The following is a 15,463-nucleotide window of genomic DNA, read 5'->3' as shown; positions in this document are numbered from 1 at the left end:
GCCGCGCATCAGGCGGCGCGCCGCCGCGCCGTCGCGGCCCGATGCACGGCGGCCTTCAGCACGTCGTATCGCACGGGCTTCAGCAGATAATCGAAGAACAGCACCGACGCGCTCGGATCGACCAGTTCCGGCACATACGCGCTCACCGCGATGATCGGCACGCTCCCGCCCGGCGCCGTGCGCGCGCGATACTCGTTCGCGAACGAATAGCCGTCCTTGCCGGGCATGTGGAGGTCGGCGAGGATCACGTCGGCGTCGTAGGCGCGCAGCCACGCGAGCGCGCTGTCCACATCCGGCGCCCCGACCGCCCAATAGCCCAGATGCGTCAGCATTTCGATCAGCGATTCGCGGATCGCCTCGTGATCGTCGATGACGAGCACGCGCGACTTGCGCGAGCCGGGCGCATCGGCATGCGTTTCGCCAAGTTCGGGCATGCGCTCGACAGACGCCGCCGGCAAGCTCACGCGAAACGCCGCGCCCTCGCCCACTTCGCTCGACACTTCGATGGTCCCGCCCAGCAGTTCGACGAGCCCGCGCACGACCGCGAGGCCCATGCCCGCGCCATCGAAACGCCGTGTGCTGGACGAATCCAGTTGCGTAAACTCCTGAAAGATCAGCGGCAATTGCTCGCGCGAAATGCCCGGCCCGGTATCCGTCACGGTGATGTCGAGGCGCGTTTCCGAGCGCGCGAAATGCACGTCGATGGAACCGGAATCCGTGTATTTGATCGCGTTGGTCACGAGATTCGTCACGATCTGCCGCACCCGATGCGGGTCCGACTCGAGCGGCCCGCGCTTGCCGGTATAGTCGCCGCGCAAATGCAGGCCCTTCGACGTGGCGGCGGGCGCGTTGGCATCGACGATGGATTCGAGCAACTCCGCCGGATCGAACACGGCCATGCGCAGTTCGAGCTTGCCCGCGCCGAGGCGCGCGTAGTCGGTGAGATCGCGCATCTGCGCTTCGAGATGGCGCGCCCCGGTTTCCAGCCGCTGAATGATCTTGCGGTCCGCCTCGTTGCGCAGATTGAGCCCGAGCAGTTCGATCGACGACACGATGGCATGCAGAGGCGTGCGCAGTTCGTGACTGATCATGCCGAGGAACGTGTCCTTCGCGACGCCCGCCTCGCGCGCCGCCCGCGTGGCCTGATGTTCCGCGGCGAGCGCGGCGCGTTGCTGTTCGATCAGCCGCGTGCGCCGGTAGCCGTTGAGCAGCAGAAGCGACGTCGCCCCCGCCGACAGCAGCCCGAGCAGAATGCCGCTATAGATCAGATAACGGCGCTTGGCCTGAAAGTCGTAGTAGATGGCCTCGTGCTCGGCGGCATCCATGAGCCGCCGGCCGCTCGCCAGTTCCGAGACGGCGGGCGCGTTCTGCCGCAGCACGCCGATGATGCGCAGCGTGCGCTGTCGCTCGCCCTGGAGGGTCTGCACATCCAACTCGATTGACGCGAGCGCCGTGCGCAACTGCCGCAAAATCTCTCGCTGACGTGCGAGCAGCGCCTCGTGTCCCTCTGGCGTGCGGGTCGTTTTCGATGCGTCGTCGAGGCGTGCCAGCAGGCGCGCATAGCTTGCGCGCACGGCGTCGGCATCCTCGTCGATGCCATTGCGATACAGCAGCACCTGCGTCTCGAATCGCTCATAGGCGATCTGCAACTGCGCGGCATTCCAGTAAACGCCTTCGTAGGGCATCACGATGTGATGCGACTCGCGCGAGACGAGCCCCGAATACACCATATAGCCGACGATGCCGAACGGCGGCGCCACCGCCAGCGCGAGAATCACCGCATACCAGACGCGGCGCAGCCACGGACGCGCGGCCGGCGTGCGAAGCGAAGCGTCGGTGCGAGTGATGGCCATGTTCGGTCGTAGCGGGCGCGGCGGGCGACGCCGCTCAACCGAGCGCGTCGATTTCGTGCGCCGCGCGCTCCGACGCGACGACGATCAGCTTCATCGTTGCGCGCGTCGCGCCGACGAAGACCTTGCGCGCGGCCTGATCGTCGAGGACATCGAAATCGACTTCGGTGAGAATCACGCACGGCGCGGATTGGCCCTTGAAGCGATAGATCGATTCGAGCAGCACGTCGCCTTCGCGATACTCCGGATTGCCGAACAAATCATAGGTTCCGGTGAACGCGCGCAGCCGATGCGGCCCGAGATGATCGACCGCCGTCAGCGCCGAGCCCTCGCGCCCCCGGAACGACAGCACCGCGATGTCCTGCTTGCGAAAGCCGAGCGAGAGCGCGTGAGTGATCGCGCGCTTGGTCGCTTCGATCACTTCCTCGGGATGGCCGTCCTCGTAAGTGGACACGGTGACATCGGAACCATCGAACGGACTCCCCGACTCGAGCCGCACGTTCGGCCCGACGATCTTGCGGATGAAGCCGAGCACGTCGCGCGGACTGCGATAGTTCGTGCTTTCGCGCAGGATCGTCCAGCCGGGCAGCGCAACCGGCTCGCGCAAATAGAGGTTTTGCATCGGGTCTTCGAGCCACCACCATGCGCCATCCGGATTGAGCAGCCGTTCCAGCGCTTCGACCCACGCCGCATGAAAATCCTGGCCCTCGTCGACGATCAGCACATCCGTCTTCCAGTGCTCGGGCACCGGCACGGCGGCGAAGCGCTCTTCAAGCGTCGTGAAAACGTTGGGCTGGCTGAAATCGGGCGGACTGCCGGCATCGCGCGCCACCGCCGCGCTCAACTGATGATAATTCGCAATCTTCGCTTCTTTCGGCGCAATCGCGCGGATATGGTCCGCGAGCGGCCGGTTGAAGCAGACGTACAGCACGCTCTTGCCCGCCGCGAGCGCATCGCGCATCACGCGCACGGCGAGTTGCGTCTTGCCGGCGCCCGCTGTCGCGATCACGCGCAAGCGGAACGGCTCGAACTCGAGCCGGCGCGCCCACGTCGCGAGACCGCCCGACAGACGCGTGACGAGCGTGTTCGCCTCGCCGACGAGCGCGTTCGTGTCCGGCGTGAGCGAGAGTTCATCGGCGAGAAAGTGATGGATGCGCGCGGCTGCTTCGAAGCGCGGCTCGTCCGGCGGAAGAATCTCCAGCACCACGCGCGCAAGCTGCGCCTTGCGGCTTGCATCGACGATACGCCCCGGCGGCACGCCCGCGATCGCCGCATCCTTCACCGTGTAATCCGGGCAATACAGCAGCTCTTCGATGCGATACGTCCCCGCGCCGAACGCCGCCGTGAAGCGCCGATGCAGATTCTCCAGCGTGCGTGCAAGCTGGATGGCGACGTTGCGCTCCTTCTGCAGATACACCTTGACGAGTCCCGCACTCGTTTCGCGCAGAAAGCCCGCTTTCATCTCGATCATCAGCACGCGTCCGGACGGCGCGACGACGACGAAGTCCGCCTCGCCGAAGACGGAGAAGCCTTCGTTGATGCGTGTCCAGTGAACGCCGTGATAGACCGTATAGTCCTCAGGCAGCTTTTCGAGCAGCGAGAGCGTTTCCAGTTCGCGTGCGGCGGCGCCGGTCGCTTCGAGGTTCTTCCAGTCGTCGGGAACGATTCGGGCCATGCGTTACCTTTGGCGTGAGTTCAGGCGTCGCATACGCCCGCTGTGCGCCTCATTGTACGCAACGGTCAATCCGCGTAGTCGTATCGGCCGCCGCGTTCCAGCGCACGCCGATAAGCCGGCCGCGCATGAATGCGTTCCAGGAACGCGCGGACCTGCGGCAGTTGCTTCGCCCCCGCGCGCTGGCTGGCCGCTTCGAGCGGAAAGCTCATCTGCACGTCGGCGGCGCTGAAGGTATCGCCCGCGAACCACGGCGACTTCGAAAGCTCGCTGTCGATATAGCCGAAGTGCAACTTCAGTTGCGGATCGATGAAGCCCGACTGCAGCGTCTGTGCGATGCGCTTGGCGACCGGCCTGGCGAAGAACGGCATCTTCGCGCCCGCAATCCGCGAAGCAACGAGCTTGAGCAACAGCGGCGGCATCGCCGATCCTTCCGCGTAGTGCATCCAGTAGTTGTAGCGCACGCGTTCCGGCGACGCGCCGTGCGGCGGAGCAAAGCGCCCTTCGCCGTAGCGGTCGACGAGATATTCGAGGATCGCCCCCGATTCCGCGATGGTCAACGCGCCATCGGTAATGACGGGCGACTTGCCGAGCGGATGCACGGCGCGCAGTTCGGGCGGCGCGAGCATCGTGTGGGGATCGCGTTCGTAGCGCTTCAGCTCGTATTCGACGCCGAGTTCTTCGAGCATCCACAGCACGCGCTGCGACCGCGAATTATTGAGGTGATGCACAGTCAGCATGGTGTTGTTCGCGGTGAGCCGGCGGGTACGAGGATGGACGGTACGGATCTTGCAGAACCATTCGGCTCAACACGTTAGACCAAGCAAAAGGAGAACTCGATGACGCTCATCATTTATCTCGTGGGCTGGCTTATTTTCATCGGCGGGGTGTCGTGGGCGCTCGTCGCCATGCACGTGGCGCAGCACACGATCGCCATCGTCGCGGTCATCCTGCTCGGTATCGCCGTGATAACGGGCGCCACGCGAGCGCGCAACCGCGACCGTTCCTGAGTGCGACGCGCCGCGCGCTGCGCGGCGCGTTGCCGGCATCAGGCGACGACACGCACGTTGAGCGCGTCCTGAATCAGCGTCACGAGCTCGTCGGGATTCGCTGGCTTCGTCATGAAGTGCTGAAAGCCTTCGCCGATGCTTCGTAATCGATACTCATCGCCGTCATGCCCCGTCAGCGCGATGGCGACGGACGGCGGCAGATTCCCGCGTATCTCGTGGTCGCGCAAACGTTGGATGAGATAGAAACCGTCCATTCCCGGAAGGTCTAGATCGCAGATCACTGCATCGGGAAGCACGCGGATCGCGGTTTCCGCGCCGTCTTCGGCGTCGGCCACGGCGATGACATCGGCCCCTTCTTCTTCCAGCAACAACTGCAGTGATGCCCTGCTTTCGGGATCGTCTTCGATGAGTACGATCCGCGTATGCCCCAGTCTTGCAACTTCGTTCATGATTTTGTTTTCGACTGCCTAAAACGGAATTCTCGCGCACGGTCTCCACGGCTCGCCGCTTCGTTCAAATCTGTCTACCTTGCGCTCGTGCGCTTTCGTTGACAGAAAAACGCGGCAGGAATTCCGAACGCACCGTGTTTTCTACCGCGCGTGCGCCGGTGCGGAACGTCTCGCGGTGTCCGGGGAGCGCCGCCCTGACCAGGACAGTCGCCGGAACCCGGCAAGCACATTTAGCAATATCCGGACCGGCGAGCGGCGTCTGCGCTGGAGCTTCGCCCCATACGGCGCAAGGCATTGCGCCCGTCTGCCGCAAACCGGCCGGCGATACGCACGACCGTGTAATTTCGTCGTGCACGCGTCCAACTTTCTCGTCAGACATTCGCAAGGCTCGGAATATCCGCCCGCACCGGCGCCGATTGCAGCAACGCGCGATACTCCGTCGGCGTGATGCCGACCGTCGCCTTGAACTGGCGCGTGAACGCGCTGTGATCGGTGTATCCGCACAATGCGGCGACGTCCGTGACCTTCTCGTCTGTGAGGAGCAGCGCGGTGGCGGCATCGAGCCGGGTCTTGAGCAGGACTTGGCGCGGCGTCAGGTGAAAGACCTTGTGAAAGTAGCGCTCGAGCTGCGCAATCGACATGTTCGCCATCCGTGCGAGATCGCGCATGTTGAGCGGCTGCACGTAATTTTCCTGAATGTGCTGCACCACCGCCGCGAGCCGGCTATACGCGGGATGCGTCCCTTCCGCGGCTTGCAGGTCGCGCGAAATGCCGGCGAGTCCGACGATGCTGCCTTGCGCGTCGTAAAGCGGTTGCTTGCAGGTCATGCACCAGCCGGGCTCACGTCCGGGGTACAGATGCAGTTCGAGCTGATCGATCAACTGCACGCCCTGCGCGATGATGGTCTGATCCTGCGCCGTGTAGATGCGGCCGAAGCGGCGCGGAAACACGTCTTCCGCCGTCTTGCCGAGGAGCGCCGTCTTGTCGTCCTTGTGTCCACAGCGGCGCGCAAGCGTGCGGTTGACCATCGCGTAGCGCGCGTCGCGGTCCTTCACGAAGAAGACGATGTCGGGCATCGCATCGAAGACCGGCGCGAGCAAGGCGAAGTGCGAGAGCATGTCGCGCAGCGTCGAAGGCTGCGGCGACGGCAAGGCATCGTCGTTGGCCGCACGAGGCGAAGCGGGTCCGGCAATCAGCCCTTGCATGCTCATCGTGCGTTCGGGGGTCGTAAATTTCGGGACGATTATAGTGACGCGCGAACTGCGCCAATATTCGCGCTGTCCCCACTATTCTTTTCCGTCCGTCATTCTTCGTTCGGTTCCGCAAGCTCGCACGCCGCGATCAGCGTGTCGATGCGAATCGGCGTGAAGGGCTCACGCGCAATCGCCCGCGGCCAGCCGAAATAGAGCGCGGCCGCCTCGCCGCAGATACGCCCCTGACACGCGCCCATGCCGCAGCGCGTCTGAAGTTTCGCGTCGCGCCAGCTTCCGTGAGCAGCGACATCGCCGATGCGCACGTCCTCGCAGCGGCAGATCAGCGTGTCGGCGGGCGGCATCGCGCGCGCGTCGGCTCCGAGCGCAAACGCGCGATCGACGCGCGCCGCGAATGTGCGCCAGCGGTTTCGCTCGCGAGCCAGGCGGGCGTCGATCGGCACGCCGAGCGCCGCATGTCCCGCGCACGCGCCTTCCGTCCGCGACAGCTCCATGCCGCCGATGCCCGTGCATTCGCCCGCCGCGAAAACATCGGTGAGCGACGTGCGCTGGTTATCGTCGATGCGGATAGCGCCGCGTTCATCGACCGTACAGCCGAGCGCCAATGCGAGCGTCGCGTTCCGCACGAGTCCGTAGCCACACGCGACGCGATCGGCTTCGATCACCTCATCGCCGTTGCGCGTGCGGATCGTCACGGCTTCGACGCGCCCTTGCCCCTGCGCCTTCACGACGACGCTTCCCGCGCGATACCGCGAAACGCCCAGCGCGCGCCCGAGCGATAGCGCCTGCGCGAACTTGCCCGGCGTCGCGCCGAGCGACGCCACGAAACGCGCGACGCGCGCCATCGGCGCCTGTTCGATCACCGCGAGAACGTCCGCGCCGTGGCGGCGCGCGGTATCGGCGACGGCGAGCAGCAGCGGCCCGCTTCCCGCGACGACGATGCGCTCGCTCCGCACCGGCAAGCCGCCCTTGACGAGCGCCTGCAAGCCGCCCGCGCCGGTCACGCCGGGTAGGGTCCAGCCTTCGAACGGCAGCAGCCGCTCGCGTGCGCCGGTGGTCAGAATCAGCTTCGAATAGGTGACGACGGCGGGCGCGCCGTCGCGTTCAAGCAGGAGCCGCTTGTCGCCGGGCGCGGCGGCGACCTTCGTTGCGCTGATGCGTTCGAGGTTGGTGCGCTGGGCTGTCGTGGCGATCCACTCGCGCAGGAACGGCGACGGCGCGGCGGCCGGTCCTTGCCGCCAGATCTGGCCGCCGGGACGCGGATTGTCGTCGATCAGCGCCACGCGAACGCCCGCATCGGCGGACGCCACGCGCGCCGCCGCGAGGCCCGCCGGTCCCGCGCCGATGATCGCGATATCGAAATGCGTGGTCTTCATCGCGCCGTCTCGACGACGAGGCCATCGCGGCAAAGCGTCTGACAGGCGAGCACGTGCGCGCGGCCATCGACGGCGACGCGGCATTCGTGGCACACGCCCATGCCGCAGAACGCGGCGCGCGCCTCGCCGGTGACCGAGCGGCGCGCGGCGGCGCGGCCGTGCAACGCGAGCGCGGCCGCGACGGTCGTATATTCGGCGACGACGAGCGGCGTGCCGTCAATCGTGATGCGGATGCGGTCGGTCATTGGCTTGAGGCTTGGGGCCGAATATCGGGTTTCTCGGGGCACAGGGCAGAACGGGATCGCACGCGTCACTCGTCGGCGTGCGCCACTACGAACCGTCGCGGTGAGAACGGCGCAAGATCGGGCAAGCCGGGCATCGGCGGATCGTTCAGCATGCGGGCGACGAGCAGCTTCGCCGTTCCCAGCGATGTCGTCACGCCCAGCCCTTCGTGCCCCGTCGCGAGCCATAAGCGTTCGTTGTCGTGCCGCGCCGCGCCGATGATCGGCAGGCCATCCGGCGTCGCCGCCCGAAAGCCGGTCCACGTGCGGATCGCATTCATGTCGCCGATGCCCGGCAGATAGCGCGACGCGCGCTTCAGCATCGCGCCGAGCACGTTCATTTCGACGGCGGGATCGGTCGTACCGAACTGCCGCGACGAGCCGATCATCAACTGGCCCGTGGGACGCGGCTGCGCGTTGAACGCGACCGAGGTTCCGCTCGCGTGATGCGCGCTCTTGATATAGCCGAGTTCCGCTATTTGACGCCGAATGGTCCCCGGATAACGGTCCGTGATGAGCAAATGGCCCTTCTTCGCTTCGAGCGGCACGCCATCGACGAGCCGCGACGCCGCCAGGCCGTTCGCCACCACGACATGCGCCGCCGTGCGCCGCTCGCCGTCCACCAGCGTGACGCTTGCGTGCGTGCAGTTGGCATCGACCGCGCTGACCGCGCTTTGCGTCGATACGCGAATGCGGCTCGCGCCAGCCGAACACGTCAACAGAAACTGTGCGGCGGCGGGCGCGTAGACGACGGCGTCGTCTTCGACGACCAACCCGCCCTGCATCGCGTGACTCAGCGCGGGCTCTTCCTTGCGCAGCGCGGCGGCGTCGAGCAGATGCGCGCGGACGCTGGCGGCGGCGAACGCGGACTGCATTGCGCGGGCGGCGGCGCACTCTTCGTCGTCCACCGCCACCCACATCGAGCCGCATCGGGTGAAGGCATCTCGCGCACGCAAGTCCGGCGCGAGCGCGAGCCACAGATCGCGGGACAGGCGCGAAAGCGCGAATTCGGCGGGCGAATCGTTCATCAGGACGATATGCCCCATGCCCGCCGCCGTCGCCCCGCCGCCGATGACGCCCGCGTCGATCACATCGACCGACAAGCCGCGCGCCGCCAGTTCCGCCGCGCACGCCGCGCCGACGATTCCCGCACCGACGACGATCACATCTGCCGTCATGCGCCCGCGCTCGCTGACACGCCCCAGGCGAACGGATCGCGCTCGTCGATGACGAGCCGCCCTTCGCCCATGATGTGCGCGTAGCCGGTGATCGTCGGAATCAGTTCGCCGCCCGCCTGTGCGTAGCTGCCCTCGAACACGCTGCCGATGATGCTCTCCTGCCGCCACACCGCGCCCGGCGCGAGGAGGCCGTCCGCCGCGAGGCAGGCGAGCTTCGCGCTCGTGCCGGTGCCGCACGGCGAGCGGTCGTAGGCGCTGCCGGGGCAAAGCACGAAATTGCGGCTGTCGAGTCCGGCGCTCGGCGAGTCCGCGAACAGTTCGATGTGGTCGATATACGCGCCGTCCGCGCCCGTGACGCCTTGCGCGTGCAACGCGTCGCGGATCGCTTCGGTGAACGCTGTCAACTCGCCGATGTGCGCCGGCACGAGTTCCCGGCCATGCTCCGCGACGAGGAAGAACCAGTTGCCGCCCCACGCGACGTCGCCGGTCAGCGGGCCGTGGCCGGGCACGTCGACGGTCACCGCATGCCGGTGCCGATACGCCGGCACGTTGCGCACGCTGACGCTGCCGTTCGCGTTGAGCGTCGCATCGACGGGGCCGACGGGGGTGTCGATCCGATGCCGCCCCGGCGCGATCCTGCCCGCATGCGCCAGCGACGCGACGAGGCCGATCGTCCCGTGCCCGCACATGCCGAGATAACCGACGTTGTTGAAGAAAATGACGCCCGCCGCTGCGTCCGGATCGTCGGGCGCGCACAGCAACGCGCCGACCATGACGTCCGAGCCGCGCGGCTCCGTTACGATGGCGCGCCGCCAGTCGTCGAACTGTGTGCAGAATGTGTCGAGCCGTTGGGCCAGCGTGCCGCCGCCGAGGTCCGGGCCGCCCGCGACGACGAGGCGCGTCGGTTCGCCGCCGGTGTGGGAGTCGATGATGTCGATGGTTTTCATGCCGCCTATCGTAGGAATGCTCGCGCCGGGAGTCTTGGCGCGGCTAGGCGGTTTGAATGACGAAATCGGCATAATGCTTGGCGTTTGCGGCGGGGCGAAAATTCGCGTGGCCACAGATGCACAACACGCAAACCGCCCGGCTTTCACACGGCGAACCCTTCGAGAGCTGCCCTGGCGCGTAGCTGGCAACGCGTAATGCCCGCCGTCATCGCGCGATTCAACGCCGATTCCAGCATAGACCGCGCATTCGCGAGAGGATTATCGAAGCACAGGTCGATGCGGCGCCACCGTGCGCGGATCGCGCGGAAAGGCGTCGCGCGGGCGCTTGACCGGCGCTGCTGAACAGCACACTCGACGGTATCGCCAATTGAAAGCGCCGCGCCGCTCGGCGCTACTGGCTCAGTGGTGCCGCCGGAAGCGTCCATATCTGTCCAACCGGCGCGAGACACTCCACCGTTAGCGCAAGAGATGGCGGCGCTGATCCGCCGCAGCATCGAAGCCCGGCCAGCACGCCGCCGCTAAAAAATGAAAAATGCCGTCTTGCGACGGCATTCATCAAGGTGCTGCTGATTCGGTCTTCACGACTCACGCGGCGAATCGTGCCTGCTCCGGCTCCACGCGGTCTTCGCCGGAGTTCTCGCTGTCATCATAAAGATGCAGGAGACGGTAGCCGCTTTTGTAGACCGGCTGCAGGCGGAAGTGATTCACCGGCTCGATCTCGAGCGCAAGGCGCAGGCGGGAAACGTGGCTGTCGATCGTGCGCGTTGTTTCGCGGAACTCGCGGCCCCAGACCATCGCGAAGATGTGATCGCGCGACAGCACCCGGCCAATGTTCGAGAAGAATAGCTGCGCAAGACGGAACTGCGTGCCGCTCAGTTCGACCGGGCGGCCGCGCACGGTGACGGTCTGCTGCCGCGAGTCGAAGCGATACGGTCCGATCTCCAGGCACGCGCTCGACGTGGCCGGAAACGCGCGACGCAGCAACGCTTCGATTCGCGCGCCGAATTCGCCCGGCCGAATGGGATACACCACGTAATCGTCCGCGCCGGCCGTCAGCGCGCAGACCACGTTGTGCTCCGCGCCGTCGGGTGTGGCGAACATGACCGGAACGCGCTCGCCAAAGCTGGAGCGCACGGATTTCAGAAGATCCAGACCGCAGAGACCCGACGAATTCCAGTCCAGAATCAGCAGGTCGACCGTCGAGCGCGACAGCGCTTTCGACAGCAGAAGACCGTCGCCGAACGTCACGACCGTATGGCCGAGGCGTTTCACGACCTCGCTGATGAGATTTCGATAAGTTGTGTCGGTTTGCAATACGGCGACGCGCATAGTGTCAGGCCTGATGAGTCTAAGGGACATGGGCCGAATGCCGCGCGTGACTGCCGCTGCACTCCCCGGGCGTCTCGTTACAAAAGGAGACGGTCATTACAGGCAGGCATTCTGGTCAGCCACGCTTCCCTTTCCCATCGGATTGGTCCGAAAGTGTCAAGGCATGTCACCGGGATGCGTCTCGCCGACGCAACCGTGCGATCGTTTGTTTGAGGAATTTCGTGGAGCGGCGGCTTACATCCTGTAACATGCCGCCTTCGGCTCACAATGGCCGAAATCCAGCCTTCGCCGTTTTACCGAGACGCTGCGAGGGCATGCGCCGCGGCTCTCCGTCGCCATGCGCAGTGCGGATGGCGGGCGACGGCTTCATATCCGCGCCCGAGTCGTTCCCGTTTCGCGCTCACCCGGCGCGTCTGACATCCCGCAGGGCATCGCCTCGTTCCATGCGTCGCTCGCCGCACGCGTGGCTTTCCTCATTCCGGGTCCTCATTCGATGCAGGCAACACCTTTCGACGGCGCATCGCACGCCGCCGGCCGCTCGCTCACGCGCAGCGACTACAAGACGCTCACGCTCGCCGCGCTCGGCGGCGCGCTGGAGTTTTACGACTTCATCATTTTCGTGTTCTTCGCGCCGGTCATCGGCCAACTGTTCTTCCCGCCGTCGATTCCCGACTGGCTGCGGCAGTTGCAGACCTTCGGTATCTTCGCGGCGGGCTATCTCGCACGGCCGCTGGGCGGCATCATCATGGCGCACTTCGGCGACCTGCTCGGGCGCAAGCGCATGTTCACGCTGTCCGTGCTGCTGATGTCGGTGCCGACGCTCCTGGTGGGCCTCCTGCCCACGTATGCGTCGATCGGCATGATGGCGCCCGTGCTGTTGCTGCTGTTTCGCGTGATGCAGGGCGCGGCGGTCGGCGGCGAAGTGCCGGGCGCGTGGGTGTTCGTGTCGGAGCACGTGCCGGGCCGTCATATCGGCTATGCATGCGGCACGCTGACGGCCGGCCTCACGGCGGGCATCCTGCTCGGCTCGCTGGTCGCCACGGCCATCAACAAGGCCTTCCTCCCCGCCGATGTCGCCGGTTTCGCGTGGCGTTTGCCGTTCCTGCTCGGCGGCATGTTCGGATTGTGTTCCGTCTATTTGCGCCGCTGGCTGCATGAAACGCCGGTCTTCGCGGAGTTGCAAAAGCGCAAGTCGCTTGCGGCGGAAATTCCGCTGAAGGCCGTGCTGCGCGACCACGGACGCGCGGTGATCGTGTCGATGCTGCTGACGTGGATGCTGTCCGCCGCGATCGTCGTCGTGATCCTGATGACGCCGACGCTGCTGCAGAAGCAATTCGGCATCGCTCCGGCGACGGTGCTCGCCGCCAACTGCGCCGCGACGCTGTGCCTGACCATCGGCTGCGTGCTGGCGGGCGCGATCGCGGGACGCATCGGTGCGGGCAAGACGATTTTCATCGGTGGATGCGTGCTGGCCGTGTCGTACTACGCGCTCTTCAAGCAAGTGGCGGCGGATGCCTCCGTGCTCCTGCCGTGGTATGCGTTCACGGGCTTCACGGTCGGCGTGATCGGCGCGATTCCGTTCGTGATGGTCAAGGCCTTCCCGCCCGCCGTGCGCTTCTCGGGCATCTCGTTCTCGTACAACGTCGCGTATGCGGTGTTCGGCGGACTCACACCGATCGTCGTCTCGCTGATGATGAAGTCGAGCCCGATGGCGCCCGCGCTGTATGTCGGCGCGCTGTGCATCGTGGGCGCGCTGACGTCGCTCTTCATCAAGGACGCGCCGGCTGCACGCTGAGCCGCGCGGTTCGACGTTCAATGGCGCACTCGCGGTCGGGGTGCGCCGTTTTTGTCTGGGCCGCAGTACCGGGTACGTCCGTTGCAGCATTGGCCGGGAACGCGCGAACGCGCGCCTTCGCTACCCTCCCGGAGAACACGCCATCATGTCGACCATGCCTCGCTCACCGGACGAATCCATCGAGCCGGACCCGGACAAGTTGCTCGATCCCGACGCAGCGCCCAATCCCGAAGACCCCGACATGCCGGACGGTCCCGATTCGGCGACGCCGCTCGTGCCCGCCGATCCCCATAACGGCGAACCGCGCATGTAGAGCGATGCCCGCGCGGCCGCCGGCGCGCGCGGGCATCATCGAACGAAGACGGGCCTTAGAGGCTCGTCGTCTGCACTTCGCCCGTCTCCAGCGCACGCTCGATGAGCGCGTCCTGCTGCGCCTTGCGCACCGCGTCCGCGACGAACGTATCGGGCGCTTCCACTTCCGCCTTGATCGCGCCGATGATGCCGTCGGCCTCCACGATCACGAGCGATTCCGCCGAATCCGCCCGGCTGATGATGACCCGTTGCGGCCCGCCGCCTTCCGCGATACTGGCGCAAAACTGCATGCGCTCGCCGCCGATCACTTGTTCGAATGTCTGAATCATGGCTGCCTTTTTCCGCGTTGATTGAACGAAAACTGCATCGTGCACGACGTCGCACGCTTCAGCTTCATTATTGATCCGCACGACGCCGCCAGGTTCCACTTTGTAAGCGTCAGCGCCGTGCGTCGGCCAGTTCGCGCAGCTTGACGGCTGTCGCCTCGTCGGCCGGAAAGAAGGCTTCGATCGCCAGTTCCGACAGCGTGATGTCGACGGGCGTACCGAAGACAGTCGTCGTGCTGAAGAACGAAAGCACGCCGTGTGCCGTGCGCAACCTGAGCGGCACGACGACGGCGTCTGGTTCGCCGTGCGGCTCGTCTGCCGCGTGCGGCGGCGCGGGATAAGCGTCCAGTTCGGCGAGGAGCGCGGCGAGCGCCGTATCGCCCGATACGTCGAGCTGACGCCTCACGCGTGCGAGCACATGTGCGCGCCACGCGTGCCAGTTGCCGATGACGCCCGCCAGCCCGCGTGGATGCAGCGACAGCCGCAGCACGTTCGCCGGCGGCGCGAGCAGCGACGCATCCGCCGACGCGACCAGCGGCTCGAGCGCCGCGTTGGCGGCGATCATCGTCCAGTGACGGTCGATGGCGAGCGCCGGATACGGCTCGTGTCCCTTCAGCACGAGATCGACTGCGCGGCGTGCGGCGTCGAGTTGCGGATCGGCCAGCGTCCGCTCGCGATAGATCGGCGCATAACCCGCCGCCACGAAGAGCGTGTTGCGCTCGCGCAGCGGCACGTCGAGTTGCTCGGCGAGGCGCATCAGCATGTCGCGGCTCGGCATCGAGCGTCCCGATTCGACGAAGCTCAAATGCCGTGTCGATATGTCGGCGATGCCCGCGAGATCGAGCTGGCTCATGCGCCTGCGCTGCCGCCATTCGCGCAGCAACGCGCCAACCGTCGCAGGCGCGGCGCGCAACGTGTGGGCTGTCAGTATCGAGTTCATGCGCCGATGGTAGATGAAGCGCGGACGTGCTTCCATTACCTGCCAGGTAAATCGCCGGGTAACATTTACCGCCGCCAACGTGCTTTCGAAATCTTTCCGCGAGCCACCCTTAATGTCCCGGTGTACTGCGCCGTTAAAAAGCCCAGCACCATGCAGACAATGCTTTGCGAGCCGTGCGTGTTTCGTCGAACGAGCGCGCACGGCTCGCCAAGCCCGGACATTTGCGGAGAAATCATGTTTGTCGTTATCGGATGGGTACTCGTCATCGGCTCGGTGATCGGGAGCTTTATCGGCGTCGGGGGCCACCTCGCTGCGCTCTTTCAGCCGTTCGAGCTGCTGTGTATTTTCGGCGCGGCGATTGGCGCGTTCGTCGTATCGAACCCGACCGCGACGCTCAAGAAAACGCTTCAGGCGCTGCCTAAAGTGTTCAAGGGCGGCGGCTATACCAAAGAGAAGTACCTTTCGCTGATCGCGCTGCTCTATGAGCTGCTGCAAAAGGCGCGCAAGGAAGGAATGATGGCGCTCGAAGCCGATGTCGACGCGCCCGAAGCCAGCCCGCTGTTTCAAAAGTACGAACACGTGATGGCTGATCATCACCTGCTCGACTTCATCGTCGATTACCTGCGCATGATGTCGGCGGGCAATGTGAACGCGCTCGAACTGCAGGACCTGATGGACGAAGAACTCGAAACGCATCACGCGGAAAGCGCCATCGCCGCCAATGCGATCCAGAAGATGGCCGATGGCCTGCCGGCATTCGGCATCGTCGCCGCGGTGATGGGCGTCG

At 65.8% G+C, this 15,463-nt stretch carries 17 protein-coding genes; 4 read left to right on the top strand and 13 right to left on the bottom strand.

What is annotated here, in order from left to right; all coding sequences use genetic code 11:
- Window positions 1-8: 8 nt before the first annotated feature.
- The 3 genes from BG57_RS25295 to BG57_RS25285 all read right to left on the bottom strand — a co-directional run bounded on the left by BG57_RS25295 (window position 9) and on the right by BG57_RS25285 (window position 4,262).
- Entirely contained in the window at window positions 9-1,853 is a 1,845-nt protein-coding gene (locus BG57_RS25295; RefSeq protein WP_035969298.1) for an ATP-binding response regulator, read from the bottom strand.
- 34 nt (window positions 1,854-1,887) lie between these two features.
- On the bottom strand, window positions 1,888-3,525 hold the full coding sequence (locus tag BG57_RS25290; protein WP_035969296.1) for an ATP-binding domain-containing protein: 1,638 nt from the start codon (window positions 3,523-3,525) through the stop codon (window positions 1,888-1,890).
- Between the two features lie 65 nt (window positions 3,526-3,590).
- Window positions 3,591-4,262 carry a glutathione S-transferase family protein gene (locus BG57_RS25285; protein ID WP_035969294.1) on the bottom strand — a complete coding sequence of 224 codons (672 nt, stop codon included), beginning with the start codon at window positions 4,260-4,262 and terminating at the stop codon, window positions 3,591-3,593.
- Window positions 4,263-4,361: 99 nt separating this feature from the next.
- Between BG57_RS25285 and BG57_RS33405 the strand changes: the two genes are divergently transcribed.
- Entirely contained in the window at window positions 4,362-4,532 is a 171-nt protein-coding gene (locus BG57_RS33405; protein ID WP_167569274.1) for a hypothetical protein, read from the top strand.
- Window positions 4,533-4,570: 38 nt separating this feature from the next.
- Here the strand turns inward: BG57_RS33405 and BG57_RS25280 are convergent, their stop codons facing one another.
- The 8 genes from BG57_RS25280 to BG57_RS25250 all read right to left on the bottom strand — a co-directional run bounded on the left by BG57_RS25280 (window position 4,571) and on the right by BG57_RS25250 (window position 11,303).
- Entirely contained in the window at window positions 4,571-4,981 is a 411-nt protein-coding gene (locus tag BG57_RS25280; protein WP_052005988.1) for a response regulator, read from the bottom strand.
- Window positions 4,982-5,352: 371 nt separating this feature from the next.
- Window positions 5,353-6,186, bottom strand: coding sequence for an AraC family transcriptional regulator (locus BG57_RS25275; RefSeq protein WP_167569275.1), 834 nt, complete (start codon window positions 6,184-6,186; stop codon window positions 5,353-5,355).
- Window positions 6,187-6,284: 98 nt separating this feature from the next.
- Window positions 6,285-7,568 carry an NAD(P)/FAD-dependent oxidoreductase gene (locus BG57_RS25270; protein ID WP_035969292.1) on the bottom strand — a complete coding sequence of 428 codons (1,284 nt, stop codon included), beginning with the start codon at window positions 7,566-7,568 and terminating at the stop codon, window positions 6,285-6,287.
- Window positions 7,565-7,813 carry a (2Fe-2S)-binding protein gene (locus BG57_RS25265; RefSeq protein WP_035969289.1) on the bottom strand — a complete coding sequence of 83 codons (249 nt, stop codon included), beginning with the start codon at window positions 7,811-7,813 and terminating at the stop codon, window positions 7,565-7,567. Before BG57_RS25265 ends, BG57_RS25270 begins: the two co-directional genes overlap by 4 nt.
- 65 nt (window positions 7,814-7,878) lie before the next feature.
- Window positions 7,879-9,027, bottom strand: coding sequence for an NAD(P)/FAD-dependent oxidoreductase (locus tag BG57_RS25260; RefSeq protein WP_035969287.1), 1,149 nt, complete (start codon window positions 9,025-9,027; stop codon window positions 7,879-7,881).
- A complete protein-coding gene (locus BG57_RS25255) occupies window positions 9,024-9,974 on the bottom strand; it encodes a 4-hydroxyproline epimerase (protein ID WP_371875845.1) in 951 nt (316 codons plus the stop codon). Before BG57_RS25255 ends, BG57_RS25260 begins: the two co-directional genes overlap by 4 nt.
- Before the next feature lie 143 nt (window positions 9,975-10,117).
- Window positions 10,118-10,399, bottom strand: a complete 282-nt coding sequence (locus tag BG57_RS32725) for a hypothetical protein (protein WP_152562696.1) — start codon at window positions 10,397-10,399, stop codon at window positions 10,118-10,120.
- A gap of 160 nt (window positions 10,400-10,559) precedes the next feature.
- Entirely contained in the window at window positions 10,560-11,303 is a 744-nt protein-coding gene (locus BG57_RS25250; RefSeq protein ID WP_035969285.1) for a response regulator transcription factor, read from the bottom strand.
- A gap of 493 nt (window positions 11,304-11,796) precedes the next feature.
- Here BG57_RS25250 and BG57_RS25245 point away from each other — a divergent pair, with 493 nt between their 5' ends.
- Both BG57_RS25245 and BG57_RS33125 read left to right on the top strand, forming a co-directional pair.
- Window positions 11,797-13,098 carry an MFS transporter gene (locus tag BG57_RS25245; RefSeq protein ID WP_035969381.1) on the top strand — a complete coding sequence of 434 codons (1,302 nt, stop codon included), beginning with the start codon at window positions 11,797-11,799 and terminating at the stop codon, window positions 13,096-13,098.
- A gap of 145 nt (window positions 13,099-13,243) precedes the next feature.
- Window positions 13,244-13,411, top strand: a complete 168-nt coding sequence (locus BG57_RS33125; RefSeq protein ID WP_160174750.1) for a hypothetical protein — start codon at window positions 13,244-13,246, stop codon at window positions 13,409-13,411.
- A 55-nt stretch (window positions 13,412-13,466) separates the two neighbouring features.
- Here BG57_RS33125 and BG57_RS25240 read toward each other — a convergent pair whose 3' ends face one another.
- Both BG57_RS25240 and BG57_RS25235 read right to left on the bottom strand, forming a co-directional pair.
- Complete coding sequence (locus BG57_RS25240) at window positions 13,467-13,739, bottom strand: hypothetical protein (protein WP_035969280.1); 273 nt, start codon at window positions 13,737-13,739, stop codon at window positions 13,467-13,469.
- 109 nt (window positions 13,740-13,848) lie between these two features.
- Window positions 13,849-14,676 carry a helix-turn-helix domain-containing protein gene (locus BG57_RS25235; RefSeq protein WP_035969378.1) on the bottom strand — a complete coding sequence of 276 codons (828 nt, stop codon included), beginning with the start codon at window positions 14,674-14,676 and terminating at the stop codon, window positions 13,849-13,851.
- Between the two features lie 234 nt (window positions 14,677-14,910).
- Between BG57_RS25235 and BG57_RS25230 the strand changes: the two genes are divergently transcribed.
- A partial coding sequence (locus BG57_RS25230; protein ID WP_035969277.1) for a motility-associated protein occupies window positions 14,911-15,463 on the top strand: 553 nt, incomplete at its 3' end.

The sequence above is a fragment of the Caballeronia grimmiae genome (assembly GCF_000698555.1).
Lineage (GTDB): Bacteria > Pseudomonadota > Gammaproteobacteria > Burkholderiales > Burkholderiaceae > Caballeronia > Caballeronia grimmiae.
Note: the sequence above shows the minus strand (reverse complement) of the source record. Positions and strands in the feature narration are given on the sequence as shown.

Bases quoted from the DNA above. Each gene is read 5' to 3' on its own strand.
- BG57_RS33405 (WP_167569274.1), top strand. From the start codon at position 4,362: ATGACGCTCATCATTTATCTCGTGGGCTGGCTTATTTTCATCGGCGGG.
- BG57_RS25280 (WP_052005988.1), bottom strand. From the start codon at position 4,981: ATGAACGAAGTTGCAAGACTGGGGCATACGCGGATCGTACTCATCGAA.
- BG57_RS25260 (WP_035969287.1), bottom strand. From the start codon at position 9,027: ATGACGGCAGATGTGATCGTCGTCGGTGCGGGAATCGTCGGCGCGGCG.
- BG57_RS25265 (WP_035969289.1), bottom strand. From the start codon at position 7,813: ATGACCGACCGCATCCGCATCACGATTGACGGCACGCCGCTCGTCGTC.
- BG57_RS25285 (WP_035969294.1), bottom strand. From the start codon at position 4,262: ATGCTGACTGTGCATCACCTCAATAATTCGCGGTCGCAGCGCGTGCTG.
- BG57_RS25270 (WP_035969292.1), bottom strand. From the start codon at position 7,568: ATGAAGACCACGCATTTCGATATCGCGATCATCGGCGCGGGACCGGCG.
- BG57_RS25245 (WP_035969381.1), top strand. From the start codon at position 11,797: ATGCAGGCAACACCTTTCGACGGCGCATCGCACGCCGCCGGCCGCTCG.
- BG57_RS25240 (WP_035969280.1), bottom strand. From the start codon at position 13,739: ATGATTCAGACATTCGAACAAGTGATCGGCGGCGAGCGCATGCAGTTT.
- BG57_RS25275 (WP_167569275.1), bottom strand. From the start codon at position 6,186: ATGCAAGGGCTGATTGCCGGACCCGCTTCGCCTCGTGCGGCCAACGAC.
- BG57_RS25235 (WP_035969378.1), bottom strand. From the start codon at position 14,676: ATGAACTCGATACTGACAGCCCACACGTTGCGCGCCGCGCCTGCGACG.
- BG57_RS25250 (WP_035969285.1), bottom strand. From the start codon at position 11,303: ATGCGCGTCGCCGTATTGCAAACCGACACAACTTATCGAAATCTCATC.
- BG57_RS25290 (WP_035969296.1), bottom strand. From the start codon at position 3,525: ATGGCCCGAATCGTTCCCGACGACTGGAAGAACCTCGAAGCGACCGGC.
- BG57_RS25295 (WP_035969298.1), bottom strand. From the start codon at position 1,853: ATGGCCATCACTCGCACCGACGCTTCGCTTCGCACGCCGGCCGCGCGT.
- BG57_RS33125 (WP_160174750.1), top strand. From the start codon at position 13,244: ATGTCGACCATGCCTCGCTCACCGGACGAATCCATCGAGCCGGACCCG.
- BG57_RS32725 (WP_152562696.1), bottom strand. From the start codon at position 10,399: ATGGACGCTTCCGGCGGCACCACTGAGCCAGTAGCGCCGAGCGGCGCG.
- BG57_RS25255 (WP_371875845.1), bottom strand. From the start codon at position 9,974: ATGAAAACCATCGACATCATCGACTCCCACACCGGCGGCGAACCGACG.